Genomic DNA, 17,007 nt, shown 5'->3' with positions numbered 1-17,007 from the left:
ATAATCATACCAAAAACATAGAGGGATGTGTAATTAATATGAGGTTTAGTAATCCTTATGCTTTATGGGGGTTGCTTCTAATTCCAATAGTTATTTTAATGTATATATTGAAGCAGAATTTTGAACAAAAAGAAATTTCCAGTACCTTCTTGTGGGAATTAGCTTCAAAGGAAGACGAAGTAAATACACCATGGCAAAAGTTGAAAAAAAATATACTAATGATATTACAAATAATAGTGATAATACTTATTACATTAGCATTGTCTAACCCGTATTTATACAAAAAACAGCAAACCAATAATATGCAAATTATTGTTATGGATACTAGTGCTAGTATGAATGCAGAGTACGGTGAAGGGAAAACTAGACTTGATTATGCTAAAGAAATGGCAAAGAAAAGAATAAATGGACTATTAGATGGTACTCCAGTCAGTATTATTACTATTGGAGATGATGTCAATATTAATGTGTCAAATGCAGTTGATAAAGATAATATAAAAAAAACCATCAATAATATAAAATCAACTTATGGTTCGAAGAAAATTAATGATAACATGGACTTTATATTTTCTATTGCTAAGAGCTACGAGAATTATGAGATTTCTATAATATCTGATGAGACAACTAATAATAATAATGTACACAACTACTTGGTTCAGTCTGAAGGCTCTAATGTAAGTATAGATAATATATCAACTTTCCTTTCAGAAGATTCATATGAAGTCCTTGCAAAAGTGACTAATAGATACAAAACACCTGCTAAAATCCATATGGATTTATATGATGAAAATGATACATGGTTAAAAGGCAGGGAGATAAAATTAGAATCCAATGAAAGCAAGAATATTCTATTTGATGATATTAAATGTGAAGGGAATTTTATATATGGAGAAATAAAAGAAAAAGATTTAATTGTAGCAGATAATAAAAGATTCAGTATATTAAATAAAAATGAAATAAAAAAAATTCTTATGATATCAGAGGAAAATATTTTTTTAGAGAAAGCTATTTTAGCATCCAACAAATATGATTTATATAAAGCTAAGGATTCTGGTGTAATCAATGAAAAATATGATCTCTATATATATGATGGCATCAAACCTAGCTCATTACCAGATGAGGGTAATTTAATGTTCGTTAATATACCAAAAATTGAAGAGTTATATGATACCCAGATACAGACCGTCAGTGGCATGGTATCATTTAGAGATGAGGATATTACAAGACATGTAGTCAAAGAGAAATTTATTGTATCCTCATATAATAAAATATTGCCTAGTGAATATATAAAATCCATAGCTAATGTGGGTGAAGATAGTATTATAGCAACTGGTAATAAGAATGGTAGAAAATTTGGTATCATTTCTTTTGATATACACAATAGTGATTTTCCCCTTAATATCAGTTTTCCTGTTCTGATAGATAGTTTTTTAGCTGATATATTAGGTGATGCTGTTCAAATAGATGAAAATTATTTTCCAGGAGAAAGTATTACTTTTGAACCTTTAAGTATTACTGAAGAAGCTTTTATAGCTAGCCCAGAAGATAAAACGGATAAACTTATTATTAATTTTCCTACTACTTACTATGATAATACTAGGGAACTAGGCGTTTATAAGTTAATACAGGAAAATAAGGAAAAAGAACAAAAGGTAGATTATGTTACAGTAAATTATAATACTAATTCGGAATCAACTATTATGAAGTATTCTGAGGAGCTTGATGATAATGTATCAAAAGAGGTGGTCACTGGAAGCAATAAAAAAGCTGATTTCATGAGCCTATTTATTATTCTTGCTATAGTTATTATGTTATATGAATGGAAAAAATATGTTATTGGCTAGAGGTGTGATTTATGAGGGTAGAATTTGGAAGAACATGGATTCTGTTACTATATCCAGTAATAGTATTCATAATAATGATGATTTCGAAGAAATACTATAGTAATAATTTCAAAAAATATCTAACCGCAATTACTAGATGTATTGTAATGCTATTTTTAATATTATCTTTAGCAGATATTTCTATTGTTAATACATCAAAAGAAACATCAACCATTTTTTTATCTGATGTATCAGAAAGTGTCTCAGATAATAAAGAAGAGATTAAAGATTTTATTAAGAATGCTATAAAAGATAAGGAAAAAGATGATAGAGTTGGTTCTGTCATATTTGGGAAGAATGCTTCACTAGATGTTAATATTACTAATGATTTTACAGCCGATGTATTGGAAACAGATATCAATAGGTCGTATACGGATATTGAACAGGGTATTTTAAAAAGCATGGCTTTGATGCCTAGAGAGACCAACAAAAGAATTGTTATTATTACAGATGGTAAGGAAAATAAAGGAAATTCGGAAAAATTGATTCAGTCAATTAAAGAACAAGAAATTGAAATTAAAGTTAAAACATTAGAATCAAGATTTACTAACGAGGCATATATTGATAACTTTTATGTTCCTCAAAAGGTAAATCTCGGAGAACAATTTTCAATCAATATGGATGTGTTTTCTACAAGTGATACTAATGCAAAAATAACTATTATTGCTGATGGTGAAAAAATAATTACGGATACTATTAATCTTAGAAAAGGTTCCAATAATTATGTGTTGAAAGATACAGCAAAGAAGATGGGATTTGTTAGTTATGAATTATTAATTGAGCCTGAAGATGATAGATTGACAGTTAATAATACATATTCTGCGTTTACATTTGTTAAAAGTAGCCCCAAAGTACTTCTAGTTTATGATCAGGAAAAAGATGTTACTCAGATAGAGAAAATAACTAAGAGTATAGGGCTAAACTATGATAAAGTCAATAGTATACAGGTGCCTACTAAATTAGAGAATATGTTAAGATATAAGAGTATTATTTTATGTAATGTTTCAGGAGATAATTTAGACGAAGATTTTTTGAATAACATAGAATATTATGTTAAAGATTTCGGAGGAGGATTAGTAACTATTGGTGGTGAAAATTCTTATGCGCTTGGTGGTTACTATAAGACACCTCTTGAAACTGTACTACCTGTCAATATGAATATGAGTGGTATAAAAGATAAACCTAATATGGCAATGATGCTAGTTATTGATAAATCAGGTAGTATGTCTGGTAGGAAGCTAAGACTTGCTAAAGAAGCTGCTATGCGAACTGTGGAAGTTTTGGAAGATAATGATCAAATTGGAGTGATAGCTTTTGACAGTGTTCCTTATAATATAGTCGATCTTCAAAAGGCTGAGGATAGGGATGGTATTAATGATAGCATCCTAAATATAAGCGAAGGTGGGGGTACATCCATATTACCAGCTTTGCAAGAAACCTATGATAAGCTAAGTATAAGTAAAGCAGAAATCAAACATATAGTATTACTCACTGATGGACAAGCAGAACAAACTGGATATAAATTATTGCTTGATAATATGAACAATAGTAAAATTACATTGTCAACTGTAGGGGTTGGAGATGGAGCGGATACTAAGTTATTATCATATCTAGCAAATTATGGCAATGGAAGAAATTATTATACCAAAAATGGAGCAAATATACCTAGGATTTTTGCTAAAGAAGCTTTTATGGCCACAAGAACATATCTTAATAATACTACATTTACACCAGTAATTAATTCTTATCATAATATTTTAGCTGATATATATGATGAAGGGTTACCCAAGTTACAGGGATATATAGGTACATCACCAAAAGATGCTGCAACTGTATTGTTATCTAGTCCTGTGAATGATCCAATATTATCAGTTTGGCAATATGGTCTGGGTAGAACAGCAGCTTGGTGTTCTGATTTATCAGGTGAATGGAGTGCTTTATATAATACTTGGGATAAAAATAATGTGTTTTGGCAGAATATCATTAATTATACTATTGAAAATTATTCAGATGAACCAATAGAAATTAATAGTAATTATGAAAATGGTGAGGTTAGTATAACTCTTAATTCTTCTACTAAAGACTATTTATTAGATTCAAGTATACAGATTAAATCACCTTCAAATAAATTAGTTACAGTAGACCTGGAACCAGTTAGGAAGGGAGTTTACAAAGGTACATTTGTTCCTGATGAAGTAGGTTCTTATATGATGAAGGGTATTCAAAAAGATGGAGATGAAATTGTAGGTACAGGGTTAAGTGGTATTACTATACCATATTCAGAAGAATATAAGGTAATAGATAATGATAATTTTGGTAATTTTGTAGAAAAAGTAGGAGGAAAAAATATTGATAAGCCTAATGAAGTCTTCAGTGACATAGATAATAAGGTGAAAACAAGTAATAAGATATCTAATATGTTGCTTGTAGTAGCACTTATAATGTGGATTATTGATATTGCTTTCAGGAGATTCAATATATCGTCTCGAATTAGAAAAATAGCTACACCTATTAAAAAACTAATAAGTTCACTAGATAAAAAAGAAAAAAAGATTAAAACTAAACCAATCAATAAACAGGTTATTGAAACCAATAACAATAATCAAGAGGCATTGTTAGAAGAACAAAATCCAAAAAAAGATAAAAAAAGAAATAGTAAACCTATTAATAATAAAGATGATAAACCTAATCTGCTAAATACTTCAGAGTTACTTGGTAGTACCAAAAGGAAACGATAAGGGAGAATGATGATGAAGAGGATAATAAGATTAATAATATGTACATTTTTAATTTTTATGTTCGTAGAAGTTGATATGAGTATTCAAGCTGCAAATAATAAAGAGTTTGAGATTGATGCGAATTATGGTTATGATAATATCTATAAATATAATGAATATTTGCCTGTATCTATTCATGTAAAAAATAATGTAGAAGATTTTGATGGAGATGTAGTATTACGTTATCATGTTAGTAATAGAAATGATGGGGAATTAACTCAACGGGTTACTATAGAAAAAAATAATTCTAAAGACATAAAATTCTTGATTCCAAGAATTAGTGAAGAATTAACAACCATTAAAATAATATTCAAAAAAGATAATAAAGGCATTTACGAGGAAAAACTAATAATACCTTATATGCAAGGAATATACAATAATATTATGGTAGGGGTTCTTGCAAATGATTTTGATGAACTTAGTTATATTAGTTCACCAAATGATTTTGTAAAGGTAGAACTAAATTCTAAGAATTTCCCGGACAATGTATTTGCTAGCAAGATGTTGGATGTTATCATCATTAATAATTATGATTTATCGAAATTAAGTAAAGATCAAATTAATACATTTAAAAGATGGGTTAATGACGGTGGACATTTGATAATAGGTTCAGGAGTTAATTATTCCAAGACACTTGCACTGCTAAAAGATTTTATCGGTATTGATTCTATTAATGAAGTTAAAGAAATAGATAATGGTCTTCTTTACGACTATGTATCAGAGGAAGCTGACGAAAATGCTAATAGTACTTCATTAAGCATAATAGAAATTAATAGTGACAAATTAAAAACCACAATATCAAGTGGCGATAATGGAATAGTCTATAATGTAAATAAAGGTAAAGGCAAAATTGATTTGTTCACATTTGATTTAGGTTTGGAACCAATGAAATCATTTCCTTATAATAATAAATTTATGAAGCTGTACTTTAGTCAAGAATTTCAAGATAAAAAAGATAAGTTATCTAATAATTATTATAGACACAATCGCATAAATAATTTAATGAACATCATTCCAGGATTGAAATTTCCATCACTATGGTCAATTATAATTATAATTACTATATATATTTTATTAATTGGACCTATTTTATATTTAGTGCTTAAACATAGAAAGAAAAGACATTATATGTGGATAGGAATACCTGCCATATCCTTAATTTTTGTTTTTATTATGTATATTAGCGGTATGAATACTAGAATTAAAGAACCAGTAACTCAGGTTATTAACATAATGAATTATTCTGAAAAAAATAATTCCAATATTAGTTACGGGACTATATTGAATACAAATAAAAATAAACTTAGTGTTAAATCAAATGATAATTTATATATGATTCCATTAAAGGAGTATGATTATTATTCATATAACCAAGATAATAAAGATTATAAAGATTTCCCTATAGCATTTAACTGGAAGTTTGGTCTTGACACATCAATAGAGTATTATAATTCTAATGTTTTCAGTACTAATAATTTTGAATTAGAAACATCTGAAAATATTCCAAGGGAAAATAAAATACAATTAGAATTATTATCTACTGGATTTGATTTAAATGGATCTATAACTAATAATTATGATTTTGCATTAGAGAATTGTGTAATATTTTTCAAAAGCAAAATATATCTAATTGACAATCTAGAAATTAATGAAACTAAAAGTATCGAAGATATAGAGAATAGAAATTATGAATCTTTTAGGCACTACTATTGGGATTTAATGAATAACGTTGATAATACTTCTAATTTCAAAGAAAAGAGTGAAAAATATCAAGATAATAAAATTATTGATTTCAATATAAATTTTTACGATACTATAAATAGTGAAGAAGCTATTTTTGTAGGATGGACAAATAATAATTTCACTAATGGGTTTATAGTAAATGATAAAAAGACAAATAACTTTGAAAAGACAGTTATAAATGTTGTAGATACTATAAGATATGTTAAAGGTTCTAATATTATCTTGGAATTTGGATCAGTTAGACCTTATACAGATGGAGTTAATAAAGGTGATATCATCTACAGTCAAGATAAAGAATTCAGTTATTATTATAAAGTACCCACTGACACGATTGATATTACCAAGATAAAACTTAGAAGAATAAAAAATCTGAAAGATGAATATCCAGATACTAAATATTATTTAGTGGGTGATGATAAAGAATCATATCAAGAATTTGATGATATAATCATTATTGAAGAGGATGACATAGATAAATATATAAACAATAATGGACAATTGATGATTGCAATTATTTTACCATACGATGATGGAGAAACTGACATTCCTGAAATATATATAGAAGGGATTGGAAAATAATGTTAGAGATTAGAAAACTAAGAAAAAACTATAAAAAATTTACTGCTTTAAAAGGTATTGATTTAAAAGTAGAAAAAGGGCAAATATTTGGTTTCATCGGTCCAAATGGTGCAGGTAAGACTACGACAATGAAAATAGCATGTGGATTATTGACACCTACTTCAGGTGAGGTTTATGTTAATGGTATTAATGCTTTACAGAATATAAGAAGAGCTAAACAATATATTGGTTATATGCCAGATTTTTTCGGCGTATATGATAATCTTAAAGTTACAGAGTATCTAGAATTCTATTCTTCAATTTATGGTATTAAAGGGAATGAACGAAAAAAAATGATTGGTGATCTACTAGAACTTGTTAGCTTAACTGATAAAGCAGATTTTTTTGTTGATAGTTTATCTAGAGGAATGAAACAAAAACTTTGCTTGGCAAGATGTCTAGTTCATAATCCAGAGTTATTAGTTTTGGACGAACCAGCATCAGGAATGGATCCTAGAGCTAGGGCAGATCTTAAAAAAATATTATGCACGTTAATAGGAATGGGAAAAACAGTTATTATAAGTTCACACATTTTGTCTGAACTATCTGAGATATGTACTTCTATAGGTATTATAAATAAAGGAGAAATAGTCATTAGTGGAAATGTAGAAGATGTTACTAGCAAAGTATATAACAATAAAATATTAGAAATTGAAGTTAGTGATTCTCCTGATAAAGCTGAGACCGTATTAAAAGAGATTGATTTTGTTCAAGACATCAATCCCACTGGAAATAAATTAGAAGTTTCTATAAATGGGGATAATGAACAGATCAAAAAACTTCTTAAATTACTTGTTGTTAGAGATGTGCCAGTTATTACACTTAATAAGAAGACGCAAAACCTTGAAGATATTTTCTTGGAAGTAACTAAGGAAGCTTAAATATATAAATAATATCTATTGGAAGGAATGAAATTATGAAATCGATTATACTAAAAGAAGCTAAGATAAAGATGAGAAGTTGGAAAAGTGTAGCTATGATAGTATCTTACGTCACATTTTTAGCTTTCGGAGTTATAGTTATGCTAAGTAGTACTTTATATAGTGTATATAATAACGATTTAGGTGAAAATTATAAGAATATATATATGACAATTACAATTATACAGGTATTAATGATATCTTTTATAGTACCAATCATTGCTTCAGGTGCAATATCTTTGGAAAGGGAAAAACAAACTCTTGATATACTTCTTAGTACTAATATGAGACCTATATCTATAATAATGGGGAAATTAATGACAACTGTAAGTGTTGTACTATTGTTAATAGTGACATCATTACCTATTTTTTCCTTCGTATTTTTGTTTGGAGGGCTAAATATATCATCAATTTTGAGTATGTTGGTATTTTATATTATTATCTCATTCTTTTTTGGCTCTATAGGAGTATTTTTTTCAACATTATTCAAAAAAACTATAACTTCAATAGTGCTTACATTTTTAGTGATGATGTTTTTAACTATCGGAACTATTATTATTCCTATAATTTTTATGTATATAACTAGAGATTATTCTTATTTTCAAGATAATACATTTTGCCTTTATTATATTAATCCAGGTATAACATTCTGGGCAGTACTATTACAGCAATTTGGTGGAGTAAACATACTCTCTAACCAATTAGATGGAATAGTATTAAATGATAATATTGCAATAATTAGTTGTTCTTTATTTATTGTATTATCTGTGGCATTGAATTTTGCTTCTGCATATATTCTTAATCCTATCAAGAAGAAGAAGAAAAAAAATATAGAAGAGGTTAGCTATGAATGATATTAATGATAGTATAATTAGTATTATTAAGAAAGTTAAAACAAAAATAATAATAAAAATGTTAATAGAAAATATTTTAATAAGTATGACTGGTGGTATCATTGCATGTATTGTACTTGCAATAGCAGCTCATATTACACCAATAACATTTTTATATATTAAATCTGCTTATATATTAAGTATCAGTGTATTAATAGGTATTGTGTATTTACTATTTCATATACCTGATAATACATATACAGCAAAAATTATTGACAAACAAGGGTTGAAAGAAAGAACTATTACTGCTCTTGAATTAATGGAAAGTGATAATCCCTATGCAAAAATTGAGATAGAGGATACTTATTCACATCTAAAAAAGGCGAATTTAAAAAGATTGATTTCTTTTAAACCTCCAACTAAAAAACTAATGGTTTGTGTATCAACTTTCATTATTTTGATTTTGATAATAGCCATACCTAATAGGCATAGAAATATTATTGAAGAAAAAGAAAAAATGCACATTGTAAAAAAAGAAGAGAAAAAAGAAATAGAAAAAATAAAAAAAGAAATAAAAAAAGATAATTATCTAACAGAAGAAGCAAAAAAGGAACTTGAAAAAGAGATAGCTAAATTAGATAAAGAAATATCTAGTATCAATGATGAAAAAGAATATAAGAAACAAGCTGAATCGAATAAAAAGATTATAGAATATAAGAAGAATAAAATAAGGGAAGAGAATTTTAATAAGTTAGCTAAAAAAATGCTAAAAAATAATTCATTGAAAAAATTAGGTAATGCGTTGAATAATAAAGAATTTGATAAAGCTAAAGAAGAAGTAGATAAATTGATGGAAGAAGCAAAAAAAATGGGCGAAAAAGAATATAACGAGATGTTGGCTAGTATATCAGACCAGTTAGTTGGGCTTGACATTAATCAATTACAAGATGCACTTGATAACTTATCAAGTGAAATGGAAATGACCAGTATATCACTATCAACTAGTCAATATGCTTCGGCTAATAGTAAGGCTGATAATACTGATTCGAGTTCAGGAAATTCTTCTCAAAGTACTAATGAGGGATCTAATGGTGATGGAAACGGACAAGGTAATGGTCAGGGTAATGGCGAAGGAAATGGTCAAGGGAATCAACAAGGTAATGGAAATAGTAATACAAATGGAACGGGAAATGGTGAAGGCAGAGGTAAAGGTAGTGCTAATTCTAAAACAGATAATGAATCATTAAATGCTTCTACAGAAGATCAGAGCATCAATGGTCAACGTGGGAACAAAGATGAATCCAAAATTCAGATTATCAAAGAAGGAATATCTATTGATGGTGAGAAAGTACCATATGCTAGAGTGATTGGTGAATATGAGAGCAAAGCTTACGAATCAATGAATACATCAGATATCCCGAAAGGAATGCAAGAAGTGGTTAAAGAATATTTTTCAGGACTTAATTAATCGTAGGTTAAAAAAATTGACAATGCAAATTGTCAATTTTTTTTTATGTCATATTTTTATAAATTATTCTACTTTATTGTAAATACAAAATCTCAATTTTTTAGTATAATTTTTTTAAACATTATATGATATATCATTTTAAGGAGGTTCAAATGTGAAAGATACACTGGAATTTTCAGGTATAACAAAATATTTTCCAGGAGTTAAAGCATTGGATAATATAAGTTTTACAGCAAACAGTGGAGAAGTACTAGCTTTTGTTGGAGAAAATGGAGCTGGTAAATCTACTCTTTTAAAAATTTTGAATGGTGATTTTCAGCCAACTAGTGGTAAATATATACTAAATGGAGAAGCAAAACATTTTAAATCACCAAAAGAAGCCATAGATGAAGGGATTAGCATTATATACCAAGAGCGTCAAATAGTATTAGATATAAGTGTTGCTGAAAACATATTTTTAGGGCAACAGCCAATTAAAAAAAATGGTTTAATTGATTATAAAAAGTTATATCATGAGGCAAAGAAAATAATTGATGAATTTGGTCTTAATATTGATCCAAAAGCTAAAGTTAGAAATATAAGTATTGCACATCAACAGATGGTTGAAATAATGAAAGCATATAGCCGTAAATTGAAAGTTATCGCTTTTGATGAACCAACCGCTAGTCTATCTGATAGTGAAATCGAAATCCTATTTGATATAATAAACAAACTTAAAAAGGAAAATAAAATTATTATCTATGTTTCTCATAGAATGAAAGAACTTGAGAGAATAGCGGATAAAGTAGTTGTCTTCAAGGATGGTAGATATGTTAATCTAGTTAACCGAAAAGAAGTTACTAATGAAGACTTAATCACAATGATGGTAGGAAGAGACCTAGGAGATATCTTCAATGAATTAGATAGGAGTAAAAAGTACGGAGATACTATTCTAGAGGTTAATAATCTAACGACAAATGACGTAGATAATATATCATTTTCATTGAAAGAAGGAGAAATTCTTGGTTTTTCAGGATTAGTAGGTGCCGGTAGAACAGAAGTAATGCGTGCAATCTTTGGAGCAGATAAAATTAATAGTGGAAAAATATTATTAGAAAACTTTGAAATTAATAGTAAATCTCCAAAACAGGCTATAAAAAAAGGTATAGTACTATGTCCAGAAGATAGAAAACTTCAGGGTATTTTACCAAACTTATCTGTTGGATACAATATCAGTATTGCTGTTTTAGATAATCTTATTAGTAAGATAGGATTTATCAACAAGAGAAAAGAAAATAATCTGATTAATGATAATATAAAGAAGTTTAATATTAAAACTCCTAATGGATTAAAAAAGATTGTTGAATTAAGTGGTGGTAATCAACAAAAAGCTATCGTTGCAAGATGGTTGGCTACTAATCCAAAAGTATTAATATTAGATGAACCCACAAAAGGTATTGATGTGGGAGCTAAAGCTGAATTTTATAAATTAATATGCGACTGTGCTAAAAATGGTATGGGTGTTATTCTTATATCTTCCGAACTTCCAGAAGTTATAGGGTTAAGCGATAGAATTATCATTATGAAAGATGGATATATAACAGGTGAAGTCATGAGAGAAGAGGCTACAGAAGAAAAAATTCTTGCCTATGCAATGTTAGAAGGAGAGGTCAATTAAGATGAATAAACAAAAATTCAAGACATTAAGAGAAAAGATACCAAGTGATAGAATAGGATTATTGATAGCATTAATAGTTATGATTGCAATATTTTCTTTATTCAATAAACATTTCTTTTCATATAAGAATATGATAAATATACTAATCGCAGCTTCACTTACTGGTTTGGTTGCTGTAGGTGAAACATATCTGGTTATTGCAGGATTAGTTGATTTATCGGCAGGTTCAGTTGCTGCATTTGGTAGTGTTCTAGCAGCAGTAGTATTATCTTCTACAGGTAATGTTTTTGTTACAGTGGTAGTTGTAATTATAGCTGGTTTATTGATTGGTATTTTTAATGCTGTTACCGTTAATGCTTTGAAGTTAGAGCCTTTCATTGCAACTCTTGCATCTATGTCCATTGTTAGAGGATTAGCATACATAATATGTAATGGAAAACCTGTTTTTATAACTAATACTAGTTTTCTTAAGTTAGGTAGTCAGAGGATACTAGGTATTCCTGTCCCTGTCATTATATTAATAATTTCTTTTATAATATTTGGTATCATTTTATCCAAAACTAGATTTGGAAGAAGTATTTATGTAGTTGGTGGTAATAAAGAGGCTGCTAGATTAGCAGGACTAAATCCAAAAAGAATAACTTTAATCTTATATATGATTAATGGAGCATTAGCTGCATTAGGAGGTGCTTTATTAGCTTCTAGAATGAATTCAGGGCAACCAGCTGCAAGTGTAGGATTAGAATTTGATGCTATTACAGCAGCTGTATTAGGTGGAACAGCATTCTCTGGTGGAGTTGGAACAATATTTGGTACTGTACTGGGTGTATTTATATTACAAGGATTTAACACCGGTCTTATAATGTTAAATGTTCCTACGTTTTGGCAATATGTAGCTAGAGGATTGTTATTATTAATTGCATTAACATTCGATTTCCTTAGAAAAAGAAGAAGAGATAAAAAAATATTGGAGAGCAGTATGGCAAATAGTTAAGATTTTTCAATATAGATAGGAGATATATTATATGAATAAAAGAGAAAATTTATTATCATTACTTAAAAGAGAAGGATACGGAGAAGTACCTGTAGAATTTCTATTATGCCCAGATTTGGAGAAGTTGTTTAGAAAGAAGACTGATTACATAGGAGATTACATGGAATATTTTAACATGCCTTGGAAATATGTAGATGATATGAAACTTGTCGATACTAATACTGATAAATATCTTAAGTATTTTGATTCATTGAAACAAGGTTCAAAGATTGATTACTGGGGTGTTGGGCATGAACCAGGTAGTGAGGCTGCAAAGCATATGACATATATGAGAAATCCATTGAAGCAGATTACTAGTTTAGAACAAATTAAAAGTTATCCATTTCCTGATTTTCATTCTGCTTATAATGAACATCAAAAAGAGCAAGTTGAACAAATACACAAAGAAGGTCTAGCGGCTGTTGGTAATATGCAGATGACTATATGGGAAGCTTCCTGGTATATAAGAGGTATGGAAGAACTCATGATGGATATGATGTTTGAGGATGAAAAAGCTGTTTATCTATTAGATAAGATATATGAAATCAATTTATCAAGAGCAAAATCATTCGTGAATGCTGGAGTAGATATATTATTCATTGGTGATGATATAGGAATGCAAAAAAGTATCATGATGAGTGAAGATTTATATGTAACTTGGCTAAAACCAAGATTAAAGAATCTAATTAGTGAAGTTAAAAAGATTAATGAGAACCTTATTGTATTTTACCATTCTTGCGGTTATATAACTCCTTTTATACCACATCTAATAGATGCAGGAGTTGATGTACTTAACCCCATTCAACCTGAATGTATGGATTTTAAAGATATCTATTCGGAGTTTGGTGACAAATTATCGTTTCATGGTACGATCGGTACTCAATCAACAATGCCTTTTGGTACACCAGAAGATGTTAGAAAGGAGGTATTTAGAAATCTAGAAATAGCAGGAGATAAAGGAGGGCTTTTAGTAGCACCTACACATCTTTTGGAACCTGAAGTACCTTGGGAAAATATAAATGCTTATGTACAGGCTTGTAAAGATTTTTTGAAATAAATAGTTAAAATTGTATTAACAAAAAATATAAAATCGGAGGTATTTGTTATGAAAAAAATATTAAGTTTATTAATCGCTACAACATTAATTATTGGGTTATTTGTTGGATGTTCTAAAGATGATAAAACAGAATCAAGTAATAAAGAAGATAATAAATCAACAACAGAGAAAAAGGATAATGAAGATAAGAAGAAAGACGATAAGATAGTTATTGCAGGTATTTATAAAGCTGGTGACCAAGTTTGGTTTATAGATGAAGGTGCAGCAGCAGAAGAAATGTGTAAGCAAATGGGAGTAGATGAATTCATTTACATTGATGCAAAAATGAATCCTGAAACATATTTACAAGCTATTGATAATGTTATAGCTCAAGAAGTTGATGGAGTACTAACTTGTATACCAGATCAACAACTTAGCCAAGTAACTGTAAATAAATTAAAAGAAGCAAATATTCCTGTTATTGCAGCTGATGATGCATTACAAGATGAAGATGGTAATAAATTAGCACCATGGGTAGGAATCAGTGCTTACAATATTGGTGCTGCTAATGGTGAATGGATGGCTAAATATGCAATTGACAATGGGCTTGACAAAGATGATGAAGCAGGATTACTTCTCTTAACTATGGATACTGTATCTAGTTGTGTTCCTAGAACAGAAGGAGAGTATGACAAATTCACTGAGAATGTTGATTTCTCCGAAGACAAGATTTTCCGTGCAGATTATAATGGTGAAACAGATAAAGGTTTTACTGCTGCATCAAGTGTTATCACAGCAAATCCTCAAGTAAAGAAATGGTTGGTAATGGCAGCTAATGACGAAGGAGCAGTTGGTGGAGTAAGAGCTTTAGAACAAGCTGGATTGGATAAAGACTCTTGTGTTATAGGTCTAGGCGCTTATTTAGCAAAAGGTGAATTCAAGAAAGAATATTCAGCAATGAAAGCAGCTACATATTTTTCAGCACAGGCTGTCGGTGGTGATTCAGCAAAATTCTTAATTGACCATATTAAAAATGGTACAGAGATACCAATGGAACATGCAGTAGATGCTATAATAGTAACCAAAGATAATTATAAAGAAGTTATGGGTAAATATGCAGAGTAAAATGTGCTAATAATGGTATTTTTTATAACGGGTGTTCGTCACCCGTTTTTTTCAATTATGTGATATAATATGTTTATTAACTTATGATTCATTATTACTAATTTAGAATGGAGCACATAATATTGAAAATAAAATTAGTCAATTTATATAGGAATAGTAGTATTCTCTATAAGATAATGTTTAATTATATTATTATAATATTACTTACTGTTATAACATTAAGTTGGTTGAATTTTAATAGAATCAGTAAATCTTTAGAAGAAGTTACTAATAATCATACTTTACAGATGGTCAAACAAGTACAGAATAATATTGAGTTCTATATAAGTAACATGGAAAAAACAATAAATTATATTTCTAATGATAAATCTCTTTTACAATATGTAAATCAAAGTTATACGACTGATAGCGAAAAAAAAATATTAGAAGACAATATTTTATATCTCTTCAACAATTATTCAAAAACAGAATTAGATATTTCTGGTATATTATTTACTGATACTTATGGTAATTATATCAGTAATAATATGAAAAAAATTGAAACCACTCCTCTTAATAATGATTTCTGGTATAGAAAAGCTGTTAATAGCCCTAACGAAATACACTTATTCAGTAAACCTATAGGGAGAAATGTAAGAAGTATATATGATTACTATAGTGCTGATAATGTTATATCAATAGTAAAGGCTGTTAAAGACTCTAAGGAAAATTTCAAAGGAGTCATTATGATAGATATGAAATTATCAGTTGTGGAAGATATTATTGATAATGTTGTATTAGGGAAAAGTGGGTTTTTATATGTAGCAGATAATAAAGGTGACGTGGTATATGCACCAGTCAATAAAATAGTTTATAGGATACATCCTTCAATAACACAAGATATGAAACCACAAAATAATCTTCACACAATTGATAATAAAGATTATCAAATCCTAAAAAATTATTCTAACTATACAGGATACAATGTCATTGGAATATTTCCTACAGATGAAACAATGAGTATAATTATTGAAGTTATCATGTATATAATTCTATATGGTATTTTAATAATAATCATTGCAATAATTTTATCAGGCTTAATAACAAGATCTCTGACAAAACCAATAAGTAAATTAAGAAAATTAATGGCAGAAGCTGAAAATGGACAGCTTGATGTAAGATTTGAAAGTCAGTACAATGATGAGATTGGGAAATTAGGTAAAAGTTTTAATAAGATGATTGAATCAATTAAAAATCTCATAAATATAGTTTATATTGAACAACGGAAAAAAAGAAAAGCTGAATTAAGAGCTTTTCAAGCTCAGATTAAGCCTCATTTTCTATATAATACATTGGATACCATTAATTGGATGGCACAAGATTATGAAGCGGATGATATCTCTGAAATAGTTACTTCGCTAACTAATCTATTTCGAATCAGCCTTAGTAAAGGTAAAGAAATAATAACTTTAAAAGACGAAATTAAACATGTTGAAAGTTACTTAACAATTCAAATGGCACGTTACGAGGATAAATTTGACTATACTATAGATTATGATAAATCATTATTAGAATCAAGAGTAATTAAGCTAATAATACAGCCGATTGTAGAAAATGCTATCTATCACGGTATTAAAGAATGTGAACATAAAGGTCATATTTCAATTGAAATTATTAAAATAGAAAATAAAATCTGTTTTATTATTCAAGATAATGGAGTAGGAATAGATGAATATACAATAAATGAAATGAATGATATATTTAATAAAGTTAGAGAGAAAACAGGGAAATATGGAATAGGTATGTTTAATGTAAATGAAAGATTAAAGTTAAGTTTTGGTGAAGATTATGGAATGAAAATAGAGAGTATCGAAGGAGAAGGTACCATAATTAAAATATTTCATCCAATTATACAAGATTAAAAGGGAGGGCTTT

At 28.6% G+C, this 17,007-nt stretch carries 11 protein-coding genes; all 11 read left to right on the top strand.

From position 1 onward, the window contains the following. The first annotated feature begins 38 nt into the window (after nucleotides 1-38). Nucleotides 39-1,844, top strand: coding sequence for a vWA domain-containing protein (locus ACX6CF_RS22525; RefSeq protein WP_458787629.1), 1,806 nt, complete (start codon nucleotides 39-41; stop codon nucleotides 1,842-1,844). A gap of 11 nt (nucleotides 1,845-1,855) precedes the next feature. Next, on the top strand, nucleotides 1,856-4,621 hold the full coding sequence (locus ACX6CF_RS22520) for a VWA domain-containing protein (protein ID WP_458787628.1): 2,766 nt from the start codon (nucleotides 1,856-1,858) through the stop codon (nucleotides 4,619-4,621). A 12-nt stretch (nucleotides 4,622-4,633) separates the two neighbouring features. After that, on the top strand, nucleotides 4,634-6,982 hold the full coding sequence (locus ACX6CF_RS22515; RefSeq protein WP_458787627.1) for a hypothetical protein: 2,349 nt from the start codon (nucleotides 4,634-4,636) through the stop codon (nucleotides 6,980-6,982). Then, nucleotides 6,982-7,902, top strand: coding sequence for an ABC transporter ATP-binding protein (locus ACX6CF_RS22510; RefSeq protein WP_458787626.1), 921 nt, complete (start codon nucleotides 6,982-6,984; stop codon nucleotides 7,900-7,902). The genes ACX6CF_RS22515 and ACX6CF_RS22510 overlap by 1 nt, the downstream gene beginning before the upstream one ends. A gap of 35 nt (nucleotides 7,903-7,937) precedes the next feature. Next, nucleotides 7,938-8,795 carry an ABC transporter permease gene (locus tag ACX6CF_RS22505; RefSeq protein ID WP_458787625.1) on the top strand — a complete coding sequence of 286 codons (858 nt, stop codon included), beginning with the start codon at nucleotides 7,938-7,940 and terminating at the stop codon, nucleotides 8,793-8,795. After that, complete coding sequence (locus ACX6CF_RS22500; RefSeq protein ID WP_458787624.1) at nucleotides 8,788-10,242, top strand: hypothetical protein; 1,455 nt, start codon at nucleotides 8,788-8,790, stop codon at nucleotides 10,240-10,242. The genes ACX6CF_RS22505 and ACX6CF_RS22500 overlap by 8 nt, the downstream gene beginning before the upstream one ends. Before the next feature lie 154 nt (nucleotides 10,243-10,396). Beyond that, nucleotides 10,397-11,899, top strand: a complete 1,503-nt coding sequence (locus tag ACX6CF_RS22495; protein ID WP_458787623.1) for a sugar ABC transporter ATP-binding protein — start codon at nucleotides 10,397-10,399, stop codon at nucleotides 11,897-11,899. Between the two features lies 1 nt (nucleotide 11,900). Further along, nucleotides 11,901-12,893, top strand: coding sequence for an ABC transporter permease (locus ACX6CF_RS22490; protein WP_458787622.1), 993 nt, complete (start codon nucleotides 11,901-11,903; stop codon nucleotides 12,891-12,893). A gap of 31 nt (nucleotides 12,894-12,924) precedes the next feature. After that, entirely contained in the window at nucleotides 12,925-13,989 is a 1,065-nt protein-coding gene (locus tag ACX6CF_RS22485; RefSeq protein WP_458787621.1) for a uroporphyrinogen decarboxylase family protein, read from the top strand. A 48-nt stretch (nucleotides 13,990-14,037) separates the two neighbouring features. Continuing rightward, nucleotides 14,038-15,093, top strand: coding sequence for an arabinose ABC transporter substrate-binding protein (locus tag ACX6CF_RS22480; protein ID WP_458787620.1), 1,056 nt, complete (start codon nucleotides 14,038-14,040; stop codon nucleotides 15,091-15,093). Nucleotides 15,094-15,215: 122 nt separating this feature from the next. After that, complete coding sequence (locus tag ACX6CF_RS22475) at nucleotides 15,216-16,994, top strand: sensor histidine kinase (RefSeq protein WP_458787619.1); 1,779 nt, start codon at nucleotides 15,216-15,218, stop codon at nucleotides 16,992-16,994. Nucleotides 16,995-17,007 lie beyond the last annotated feature (13 nt).

The sequence above is a fragment of the Vallitalea sediminicola genome, assembly GCF_054408565.1.
Note: the sequence above shows the minus strand (reverse complement) of the source record. Positions and strands in the feature narration are given on the sequence as shown.

Bases quoted from the DNA above. Each gene is read 5' to 3' on its own strand.
- ACX6CF_RS22525 (WP_458787629.1), top strand. From the start codon at position 39: ATGAGGTTTAGTAATCCTTATGCTTTATGGGGGTTGCTTCTAATTCCA.
- ACX6CF_RS22520 (WP_458787628.1), top strand. From the start codon at position 1,856: ATGAGGGTAGAATTTGGAAGAACATGGATTCTGTTACTATATCCAGTA.
- ACX6CF_RS22515 (WP_458787627.1), top strand. From the start codon at position 4,634: ATGAAGAGGATAATAAGATTAATAATATGTACATTTTTAATTTTTATG.
- ACX6CF_RS22510 (WP_458787626.1), top strand. From the start codon at position 6,982: ATGTTAGAGATTAGAAAACTAAGAAAAAACTATAAAAAATTTACTGCT.
- ACX6CF_RS22505 (WP_458787625.1), top strand. From the start codon at position 7,938: ATGAAATCGATTATACTAAAAGAAGCTAAGATAAAGATGAGAAGTTGG.
- ACX6CF_RS22500 (WP_458787624.1), top strand. From the start codon at position 8,788: ATGAATGATATTAATGATAGTATAATTAGTATTATTAAGAAAGTTAAA.
- ACX6CF_RS22490 (WP_458787622.1), top strand. From the start codon at position 11,901: ATGAATAAACAAAAATTCAAGACATTAAGAGAAAAGATACCAAGTGAT.
- ACX6CF_RS22485 (WP_458787621.1), top strand. From the start codon at position 12,925: ATGAATAAAAGAGAAAATTTATTATCATTACTTAAAAGAGAAGGATAC.
- ACX6CF_RS22480 (WP_458787620.1), top strand. From the start codon at position 14,038: ATGAAAAAAATATTAAGTTTATTAATCGCTACAACATTAATTATTGGG.